This is a genomic window from Streptococcus oralis (assembly GCF_001579025.1).
GTDB classification, from domain to species: Bacteria; Bacillota; Bacilli; order Lactobacillales; family Streptococcaceae; genus Streptococcus; species Streptococcus oralis_X.
On record NZ_KQ970235.1, the window covers coordinates 1187937 to 1199487 of the forward strand.

The 11551-nt window shown below is 43.1% G+C and carries 3 protein-coding genes; all 3 read right to left on the minus strand.

From position 1 onward, the window contains the following. Positions 1–196 (minus strand): YSIRK-type signal peptide-containing protein (locus SORDD27_RS10540; protein WP_155718893.1); only part of this gene is annotated, 196 nt, incomplete at its 3' end. A 228-nt stretch (positions 197–424) separates the two neighbouring features. Beyond that, the gene (locus SORDD27_RS05680; protein WP_061427855.1) at positions 425–8341 is read right to left on the minus strand and encodes a ZmpA/ZmpB/ZmpC family metallo-endopeptidase; all 7917 of its coding nucleotides are present in this window, start codon (positions 8339–8341) and stop codon (positions 425–427) included. Positions 8342–8633: 292 nt separating this feature from the next. Further along, complete coding sequence (gene ileS / locus SORDD27_RS05685) at positions 8634–11426, minus strand: isoleucine--tRNA ligase (RefSeq protein WP_061427856.1); 2793 nt, start codon at positions 11424–11426, stop codon at positions 8634–8636. Positions 11427–11551: the final 125 nt, after the last annotated feature.

Here is an 11551-nt window from a genome sequence, read left to right on the forward strand (position 1 = left end):
ACTTATAGTGGATTTGTTTTGTAACGGATGTCGTCTGTTCACTAGCTGCTACACTTGCAAGAGAACCTCCTCCACTAAAAAGGTAGAAAACCCCTACCAAAGCAGAAACCAAACCAACCGAAACTTTTCTCAATGAAAAACGTTGGTGCTTTTCTCCTAAATCATTTTTTTTCATTCCTAATCTTTCCTTTGTCATGATTTGAATCCCCTCTATTCTACCGAAATTTACTAGATTATTCAATTTATTTGCTATAAATAATAGCCACAAAAAACTGCTAATCTTTTCAGTTCATTTGCGCTTTCAAAATTCTTATCTTATCAGGTCTTGAATGCACAAACAAGATCATGGAGAAACCACAGAAAAATTCCTAGGTAGCCTTAAACCTAGGAATTTTTTAAATTTTAATCAAACAGAATCGTTTCCTTATTTCTTGAAAATAGACTGTCTGAAGTCGTCTGTCTCACGAAGATAAGCGTTGTAAATCTTCTTCTTGAGCAGGTTAACCCAGCTAGCTTCGACACGGCTAGTAGCATTGGTAATGTTGCGTACATCCTCTGCCACGGCTGCGTCCATCAACTGCTGCATCTCTGCATAAGAGCGAATGGTTACTTTCTTGGTACTGTTTGGATTTTTAAGCTCGTACTCAATGGTGATTGGCTTCAGCTTGGTCAGCTGATCAATCCGCTCTTGGTACATGGCCTTCTTAAAGGCTGCCCAAGAGGTGTATTCACCCTTAAATACATTTTCCAAGACTTTCTGGTCCGTCACGAGACCAACATCTCTTCCAGACCATCCGTCCCACGTTTTCTTCCCTTCATCAAAGGCTTCCTGAGAGTACTGACCAGAAACATAAGGGACAAATCCGTCATGATAGCCCTTGGCTGCCAGTAATTCATAGGCTGTGCGACGGAACATAACGTCACCAGGTGCTCCATTTGGATTGCTCAAGGCTGAGTAAATTGGTGAGAAGAGGCTGAGACTGAGGTAGCCATTTCGACCATATTTCCCACTTTCCTTATTCTCCCGACGAGTGATCACATCATTTTCAATCAGGGAGTCAAAGGTCTTCAGTTGCTTGATTTCCTCAGCAGTAAAGCTTCGCGTCTGGTTACCAGCGTGGGTCTCCTTACCATACTTATCTGTAATATAGTAATTCTCCATCTTCCTGAACCACTGTAACTTGGCAGCATCACTCTGCTTCAGCATAGAAGTACCTTCTAGATAGTCCAAGGTGTAGATCATGTCAAACATACCATGGACATAGTGTTGTAGGTCTGCTTCATTTTGAACACGTTCCTTGAAATTATAGGTATGCATACGTGTCTTAGAATCCTTGTCCACCTTGAAGAGAGTATTGAGCGTAATGGTTGGTTCATCTGCGCTCGGCGAAGATTGCAAGAGTCCACGAGCATAGAGTTCCGCACCCAAGCCCTCACGACGACCATAACCTTCAAAGTAAATTGCACCGTCAGAGTTATGGGTCATCTCATGGGTGTAGACAGAGTTTCCATAGTCTTCCAACAATTTAGCAGCATCAAAGTGAGTTACACTACCCGTAGCATAGGCATTATAGCCCTTGCTTGGATACCACTTGCCAGCTGGTCCAAAGAATTCCTGCATAGCCTGTGATCTTTTGTCATTAGCTGGAGCCCAATATCTTTGACCATTCTTGTCAACCAATGAGAATCCATCATAAACCAGAACCGAACGGAAGAGCTTGTCCTTGCTTTCTGGACTCAGAATCTTGTACCAGAAATCATAATGGTCGCGCTGGTATTCAGCTGTTTTTCTCACTCGGTCTTCGACATATTCAACTAGTTCTGCGTCTGTTCGCACCCTGTTATTGGCATCCAGGCGGTAACGATCATAAGCTCCCATAGAGAGGGTAGACATATTAGAGATAGCATAGACACCTTTCTCCGTCATGGTCAAGAGTGGCAGGAGCATGCCCTTGTGTTCCCAATTATCTGCAGTAATCTTGTCATAAACACCGACAGAGTACTTGCTCTTGCCCTCGGCTGCGTCCTGAAGCTGTCTCGCTTCTGCTACATCGGATTTAGCCTCAACGATGTAGGCTTTTGTATTGGTCTTGAGCCATTCATTATTGGTCTTGTATGGCAGGAAGAGCTGACGGTAACCTTCAAGGTAATTGAAGAGTCCTCGCTTGCCAGTTGCTTCAGAGAGCGAATTATCATACGCTGTATAGTTGTTCTTAGCCTTGAGATTCTCAAGTCCTGATTTCCCTAAAGCTATGATTGTATCAAGAACCGAAACGTCATTCTTACCATAGAAATCCATCTTGTAAGCCGATAGGTCCTTAACATTAAAGGTATCATAGTTGATATTGTACCAACGGTTAAGGTAAGTCAAACCTAATAGGAAAGCTTCTTTATCAGCAAGAATCTTCTTAACAAGATAATCCTTAACTACTTCACCTTCAGTATTGATAGCCTTATCCATAGCTAGCACTTTGCGAAGCTCACCTGATAGCTTGCTTTTCACTTGCGTAAATGCAGTGTCTAAGTATAGTTCATCCAAAGAAGTATCTGCGGCTACTCCGAGAGCAGTTCGCATAGCTGGCGAATCAAGAACGACCTTATTCAGCTCTGGCAACACTTGATTCAGAATGCTAGTATAATCTGATACAAAGGCTTCTGGAGTATAAAGAAGGTCTAATCCCTTCATCCTATACTCAGCAATACCTTGGTTGACGAAATCTCCCTGATAAGATATTTCTAGATAGTCAATGGTATTGTCCATGTAGTGCAGCATCAAACGATTGATTGCTGTTTTATTGCTATGGATATCAGTGATGATCTGGTCACCCTTCATCGGAACAACATCCAGTAGGTACTCCTTGTTCAACTTATGCTCTTTCGGAATCTTGTTGGCAAACGAAACAATAGTTTCTTTATTGTAGAAAGGAAGCAGCTTCTCCATATTTGCATAAGAATATCCGCGGTCGAATTGAGCATTGTTTACCTCACCATAGTCGACAAAACGCATATTTAGATTCGTGTCATCTAGGGTAGTTGTTATGTCCATAGCAGTCAGTTTTTCTTCCATTTCTTCTTGAGTAATTGTAGAAGTAACAAACTGATCGTTTTTCAAGGTTTCACTTTTAGCAACTTTATATGCTTGCGTAATGCGGTCGTTTTTGTAGCCCTGATCCCCAGAAATACTGTAAACATTTGTACCGCTAACATTACTGATCACATTATCAACTAAACCATTAAAGTAGTTCGAGCCGACCACTCCACCGATTTGACCGTTAGTGGTTGCATTATATAATTTCCCTGTCACATAAGATTTGGTGATTCGAGCATTGTTTTCTAGACGTCCAACCAAACCACCGATACGTTGTTCATTTGATCGTGCACCACTAATAATCGTTACATCTGCTTTACTTTGGCTAAGAAGAGATTCTCCTCCTTTAAGGTTTGCAACCAAACCACCCACATTATAAGCTTTGATGTGTTGACTGTTAGATAGGATGGTACCCGTAAAGGAACTATTGGTAATTTTCGTATTGGTTCCATTAACTACTAGACCCGCTACGTTAGAGGCGTTTCCTACTACCGATACTCTCCCCTGAACAGAAACATCTGTGATTCGCGCATTCTCCGCATTGCGTGCCAGCGCAGCCGAGTCATAGGTACCCACGATATTTACATCTTTAAAGTCGATATTGGTAATAGAAGAGCCGTTCTTCAGATTTTCAAATAAAGGCTTGGCTAGATTGTAAATCGCGTATTGCTTACCATTTTGACTGCCCGTCAGACTGCCGGTGAAGTTCCCTTTGAGATAGACATAATCCGCAGGAGCTAGGTTGACCTCACTCGCATCCAAATCAGCACCCAACACATAGTTTCCTGCCATATTTCGCTTCATAGCGTCTACTAATCCAGCAAAGCTGGTGTAGACATTTTGCTGACTTGGGACTGCCTTACTGATGTAGAAGCCGTGCCCAGACTTGTAGCCCGCTTCACTTTCTTGGACGAGCTCAGGAAGGGTTACATTAACCTTATAGACTGCCTTGCCATCTTTCTCTGCTTCAGAAATGCTGTGAACTGGTAGGAGAATTTCCTTGGATTCACTTGATTTGATTTTGACGAAGTAAGTAGACAGATCCGTAGGCATAGAGCTCATCGACACAAAGCGCTTGTATTGGTCGTTTTCTTTATGATAAAACTCAACAGAATCAATATCACGGAAGGCAATCTTCTTGTATTCTAGCTCAAAGTTACGACTGTCTGTTTCAAACTCAGTAAAGCTACCATTATCCAATTCATAAGTCAACTTAGTTTTTAGAGTGTAGCCTGTGTAGTAGTCTAGGTCGCCAATTTTCAAGCTGCCAGCAAAGTTGGTAATTGGAAGAGTGCGAATCAGCTGGTCTCCTTGGTACAATTCTGCAGTCGCTGAACGGAAGGACTGGGTCTGGTCTTCCAATCTATATTGAACCGTCACCGACTTATCATCAGCATTCTCAGTCAGACTTAAAATGGAAACAGTCGGCTTGACTTTAGACACTCCATTTAGAGCTTCTTTGGCTGCTGTCAGGCTAGCAAGAACTTGATTGACCTGTACTTGTGTAGCAGTTTGATTGTTCAAAACTTTGTCTGCCTTGGTCAATTCGTCAGTATAAGCTGTCTGCTTTTCTGAATCCGCATTCTTATATTTAACCGAAGTTTTAACCGTTGGATTTAAATCGTACTCAGTCTGAAGAGCTGTTTTAACAACTTCAAGACCACTTAATTGAGCCTTGGCTTGATTGATTTGTTCCACCAGTTGGTTGACTTCTGCCTGGCTGGCTTGGGATTGGCTCAGAATCGCTTGACCTGCCGTCAAAGCAGCATCATAGTTAGCTTGATGACTCTGACTATCGTTGAAATAACGGGCCTGAGCTTTAATCTGATCCGCTTCTGCCAAGAGATTATGCAGTGAAATTAAATCGAACTCCTCTAAAGCGTCTGCTTTCGGCGCATCGCTTGGTACCATGTTTGGCTTAGCTGTGCCGACTTTGACAATTTGTGTTACAGGAGCCAAGGTTTCTTCATTCGAAAGTTCTTGACGGTCGATTTCCTGACCGTTAGAACTGTAGACACGAGTCTTAATCGTGCGCTCACCCTCAACACCCGAAGTTGCGATTTGACGAGCATCTCGAACAAGCTCATCCGTTTCTTCTTCACGAATGCTAAAGTTAATTTTCTCAACCCGAGTTTCGTCAGTATAAGTCAACGGATACTCTGGAAGAGTTTCTGCTTTTGGTGCTTCATTCGGTACCATGGTTGGTTTAGCCGTGCCGACTTTGACGATTTGCGTTACTGGAGCTAGGGTTTCCTCATTGGACAACTCTTGGCGGTCAACCTCTTGACCGTTAGAACTGTAGACGCGAGTCTTAATCGTGCGCTCACCCTCAACACCTGGTATGGCGATTTGACGAGCATCTTGAACCAATTCGTCCGTATGTTGCTCCTCGATGTTGAAGGCTATTTTCTCTACGCGAATTTCGTCAGTATATGTCAACGGATACTCTGGTAGAGCGTCTGTTTTCGGTGCATCATTTGGCACCATAGTTGGCTTAGCCGTGCCGACCTTGACAATTTGAGTTACGGGAACTAGTGTTTCTTCGTTTGAGATCTCTTGACGGTCAATTTCTTGGCCATTAGAGCTGTATACGCGAGTCTTGATAGTTCGTTCGCCTTGGACACCCGGAGTTGTGATTTGGCGGGCATCTTGAACTAGCTCATCCGTATACTGCTCCTCGATGTTGAAGGCTATTTTCTCAACCCGAGTTTCGTCAGTATATGTCAATGGATATTCTGGCAAAGAGTCTGCTTTTGGTGCTTCATTTGGCACCATGCTTGGTTTGGACGTGCCGACCTTGACCACTTGCGTTACAGGAGCCAAGGTTTCCTCATTAGACAACTCTTGGCGGTCGATTTCCTGACCATTGGAACTGTAGACACGAGTCTTAATCGTGCGCTCTCCCTCAACACCTGGAGTTGTGATTTGACGAGCATTTCGAACAAGCTCATCCGTTTCTTCTTCACGAATGCTAAAGTTGATTTTCTCTACGCGCGTTTCATCGGTATAAGTCAGTGGATATTCCGGCAAAGCGTCTGCTTTCGGTGCTTCGCTCGGTACCATGGTTGGTTTAGCTGTTCCGACTTTGACAATTTGTGTTATCGGAGCCAAGGTTTCTTCATTCGAAAGTTCTTGACGGTCAACCTCTTGACCGTTAGAACTGTAGACACGAATCTTGATAGTTCGTTCGCCTTGGACACCCGGAGTCGCGATTTGGCGGGCATCTCGAACCAATTCATCCGTTTCTTCTTCACGAATGCTAAAGTTGATTTTCTCTACGCGCGTTTCATCTGTATAAGTCAGTGGATACTCTGGCAGAGCGTCTGCTTTCGGTGCATCACTTGGTACCATAGTTGGCTTAGCCGTGCCGACTTTGACAATTTTCGTTACAGGAGCTAGGGTTTCCTCATTAGACAACTCTTGACGGTCAACCACTTGACCGTTAGAGCTGTAAACACGAGTCTTGATGGTCCGCTCACCTTGGGCACCTGGAGTTGTGATTTGACGACTTCCCTCTGGAAGCTCATCTGTATATTGCTCCTCAATGTTGAAGGTTATTTTCTCTACGCGGGTTTCATCGGTGTAAGTTAGCGGATATTCTGGCAAAGTGTCTGATTTCGATGCTTCATTCGGTACCATGGTTGGTTTAGCTGTTCCGACTTTGACGATCTGTGTTACGGGCGCCAAAGTTTCCTCATTAGACAACTCTTGGCGGTCAACCTCTTGCCTGTTGAAACTGTAAACACGAGTCTTAATCGTGCGCTCACCCTCAACACCCGGAGTCGCGATTTGACGACTTCCTTCTGGAATCTCATCTGTATATTGCTCGTCAATAGAAAAATCAATCTTTTCTATTCTAACCTCATCATTTGTAGTCAATTCCAACTCAGAATTCTCATGAATAGGCGCTGTTTCTGGACTGGTGCCATATTCTGTCAGTTCTGGAGTCTCACGAATCGGAGACGTCTCAGGACTGGTGCCATACTCTGTCAATTTCGGAACTTCGTGAACTGGAGATGTATCAGGATTTGTCCCATATTCCGTCAATTCTGGAGTCTCACGAACTGGAGTTGTCTCGGGACTGGTGCCATATTCCGTCAATTCTGGAACTTCGTGAACTGGCGCTGTATCAGGATTTGTCCCATATTCTGCCAATTCTGGAACTTCATGAACTGGAGTTTCTTTGGGTATCGAGTTAGTTGGAGCTATTCCAACTAAAATAATTTCAGAAACCGGTTCAAGCGTCACTTGATCAGAAATCATTTCGCTTTTTACGATTTCTTGATTCTCATGATAATGACGAGTCACCACTGTACGTTGACCTCGAACACCTGATTGTATAACTTTTGATTGCCCTTGAGCCAATTCATCGGTATATTGGTATTTTGTCTGATAAGGAAGTTCTTGAACTGACTCCTGCTCACTAATTTTTAGTTCTGGCAAGTCATAAACGGTGCTTAGACGAGCAGACTCTCTTTCCTTAGCAGCTATAGCTTCTCTTTCTTCCTCAGTTAAAGCATCCCCCTTATCTGAAACAATCTCTTTCATATCAAGATTTGTTTCACTCGGTTTAAGTTCACTTCCCTTCTCTTTCTCCAAGTCAAGTGTCGGATTTTCCTTATGAGCAGAATGAGCTAAATGACTATCATTTTGTTCTTCATTCTTTAAGTAACCGATATAGTCGTAACCGTCAATTTTCAATGGCGCTGGAAGTGCATCTCCAAGACCCAAGTTAAGACTTTGATTATATGCTGCAAGTTCGATATTCGTCACTGCTAATACTGTTGGAGATAGCAGTATGGATCCCATTCCAGTTACCAACAAGATCGAAGATAAATACCTCTTCCCATTTCTGCCTCTAACAACTACAAGCACTAGTAATGCAAGACCCATCGCTGTAAAAGTTGATTCCCAAAGACCGGAATGACCTGTCTTAGGCAATACTCCAGACGAATCCCCTTGAGTAGTCGGACGATAAACTAAGTAATAGGTCTCTGAAGCATCCTCAACATGCTTTGGAATCTCCCTGATCAAGGCACTCTTCTCTGCCTCCGTCAATTCAGACTCCACTACGTAGTGGTATTTGACCTGAGCAGACTGCTGACTTTGAATTTCTGCTGCATTTACAGAAGTCAAGTCCCCAGTTATTTGCCCACTCAAAAAGAAGCTTCCAATAGTCGCCGAAACCAGCCCAACGGACAACTTTCTGAAAGAAAAGCGCTGTCGTTTTTCTCCATAAAACTGATGTTTCATTCTCAAAATTTCCTCTTCAATATATTATTCAATCCTTTCTATTCTACCTGATTTCACTTGATTATTCAAATTATTTGTCGCGATTTTTAGAAGCAACACATGCTTTTGAAAAGTACCAAAACACGACTCCTCTTTTAAAAAATCCCAGAAAATCAACTTAAAACTTTTCCTACAAATGTTAGATTTCCCTCCTTTGTCCTAAACTTTTTCCAGCAAAAAAGAGAGAAATGACTTCCTCTCTTTTTCCTTTTCATCTCATCTTAAACTATGAGAAGACATATTTCTAATCTGATTATTTCGCTTCAAATCCTTCTGCAACTGCATCTGCAAAGTTTTCTTCTACGATGCTTGCACAGTGGTCACAAATGACGGCATAGTAACTACGCTCAGCAGTAGTTGGATCGATACGACGGCAGCGGTCACATACTTCACCTGTAGCGCGTTCAACTGTAAAGGCAACATCTTCAAAGCTTACTGCACTCTCTGGAGCTGGTCCTTCTGCGATGGTCAATTCTGACACGATCAAAAGTTGAGCTACATTACTGTCCACTGCTCCAAGAAGAGTTTTCACCACTTCATTTGGATAAACTGTCAAGTGGGCTTCGAGTGATTTACCGATTACTTTTGCATTACGCGCTTCTTCCAAGGCTTTTTGAGCTTGTCCACGGAAATCCATGAAGGCTGACCATGTATCCAAGATCTCTTCCTGATTGGCAAAAGTTTCAGCTTCTGGTAATTCTGATAATTGAACGAAGTCTTCAGCTTCAAACTCAAGATAGGACCAGATTTCCTCTGCTGTGTGAGGAAGGATTGGTGTCAAGAGTTTGGTGATTTTGACAAGAATGTCATAGAAGACAGTCTGCATCTGACGGCGTTCGAGTGATTTGGCACCTTCGATGTAGACAACGTCTTTAGCAAAATCAAGGTAGAAAGCTGACAAATCAACGTTGATAAAGTTCACCAAGGCCTTGTAGATGGTTAAGAATTCAAAGTTTGCATAAGCATCACGAATGGTCTTGACAAGCTGGTTAAAGCGGATGGTCATGTACTTATCAACCGAACGAAGCTCATCGTAAGCCACTGCGTCTTGAGCTGGGTTAAAGTCAGATGTGTTAGCAATCAAGAAACGAAGAGTGTTACGGATCTTACGGTAAGTTTCAGAGACTTGGCTCAAGATATCCATAGAGATACGCACGTCGTTGCTTGAGTCAACACTTGTTACCCAGAGACGCAAGATTTCCGCACCAAATTGTTTTTCAACATCACTTGGAGCAATGGTATTTCCAAGAGATTTAGACATCTTCTCACCTTTACCATCAAGGGCAAAACCTTGTGACAAGATTTGTTTGTAAGGAGCAACGCCATGGTTAGCAACAGATGTGATAAGTGATGAGTTGAACCAACCACGGTACTGGTCAGAACCTTCAAGGTAAAGATCTGCTGGATATTTGAGTTCTGGACGGTTGACCACTACTCCATTCCATGATGAACCTGAGTCAAACCATACGTCCATGATATCTGTTTCTTTCTTGAACTCGCCATTTGGTGAACCTGGATGAGTAAATCCTTCTGGCAAGAGGTCCTTAGCATCACGTTCCCACCAGATGATAGAACCGTGTTCCTCAAAGAGTTGAGCTACATGTTCAATCGTTTCAGCTGTCATGATAGCTGTACCATCTTCTGCGTAGAAGATTGGAAGCGGAACACCCCAAGCACGTTGACGAGAGATAACCCAGTCACCACGGTCACGAATCATATTGTAAAGACGAACTTTCCCCCATTCTGAGTGGAACTTCACTTTTTCAATTTCATCCAAGATTTCTTGGCGGAATTTAGATACAGAGGCAAACCACTGTGGTACTGCACGCCAGATGATTGGTTTCTTGGTACGCCAGTCAAATGGGTATGAGTGGGAGATTTCTTCTTGAGCAAGGAGTAAATCACCCAATTTTTCGATAACAGTCGGCACAACCTTGTCATAGAACTGACCCGCAAATTCAGGACCAGCATTTTCCATCATAATACCGCGTTCGTTAACTGTTACAGCAACTTCAAGGCCGTTGGCAACACCGACATTGTAGTCATCCTCACCAAAACCAGGGGCTGTATGGACAATACCAGTACCAGAGTCAGTCGTAACGTGGTCACCAAGGATCACCAACTCATCTACAGCTGTATCCCATGGGTGGACTGTCACAATGTGATTCAATTCTTGACCACGGTAGGTCGCCAAGACTTGAACATCCGCCCAACCAAATTTCTCAGACAAACTGTTCAACAATTCTGAAGCAACTACAAACTTACGAGATTCACCAGCTGGTTGAACGACTACGTAGTCAATATCTGCTCCAACTGTCAAACCACGAGATGCTGTGATGGTAAAAGGAGTTGTTGTCCATACAACGATGTAAGTATCTGCATCTAGGACACCTTTTCCGTCTTTGACGCGGTTAGCATAGTAAAGGGAAGTTGAAAGCAAGTCATGGTATTCAATTTCCGCTTCAGCAAGAGCTGATTCAGATGACCAAGACCAGTAAACTGGCTTGGCACCACGGTAGATGTAGCCTTTCTTAGCCATTTCTCCGAAGACACGAATCTGAGCCGCTTCATAGTCCGGAGTCAAAGTCACATAAGGATTTTCCCAGTCGCCAGAAACACCCAATCGTTTAAAGTCTTCACGTTGTTTATCTACTTGAGAAAGAGCGTACTCGCGGCAAAGTTTCAAGTACTCAACCAAGTCCATTTCTTTGCGTTTAACACCCTGTTTTGCCAAGACTTGTTCGATTGGCAGACCATGAGTATCCCAACCTGGGATGTAAGGAGCGTAAAATCCAGACATAGACTTAGAACGAACAATAATATCTTTAGAAATCTTGTTCATGGCATGTCCAACGTGGATATTTCCGTTTGCATACGGAGGTCCATCATGCAAGGTGAAATGTGGTTTTCCTTGGTTCAATTCTTGACGACGTTGGTAAAGTTTTGCTTCTTCCCATTCTTTTTGCCAAACTGGTTCTTTGGTTGGAAGACCAGCACGCATAGGAAAGTCTGTTTTCCCTAGATTGAGGGTTTCTTTAAGTTTCATTGTTACTCCTTTAATTTAAAATGACAAAATAAAAACCACGATTCGCAAAAAGGACGAAAATCGTGGTACCACCTTTGTTCGAAAAAAGACAGGGTCTCTTTTCCTCTTTTCCCGTAACGTGGGGG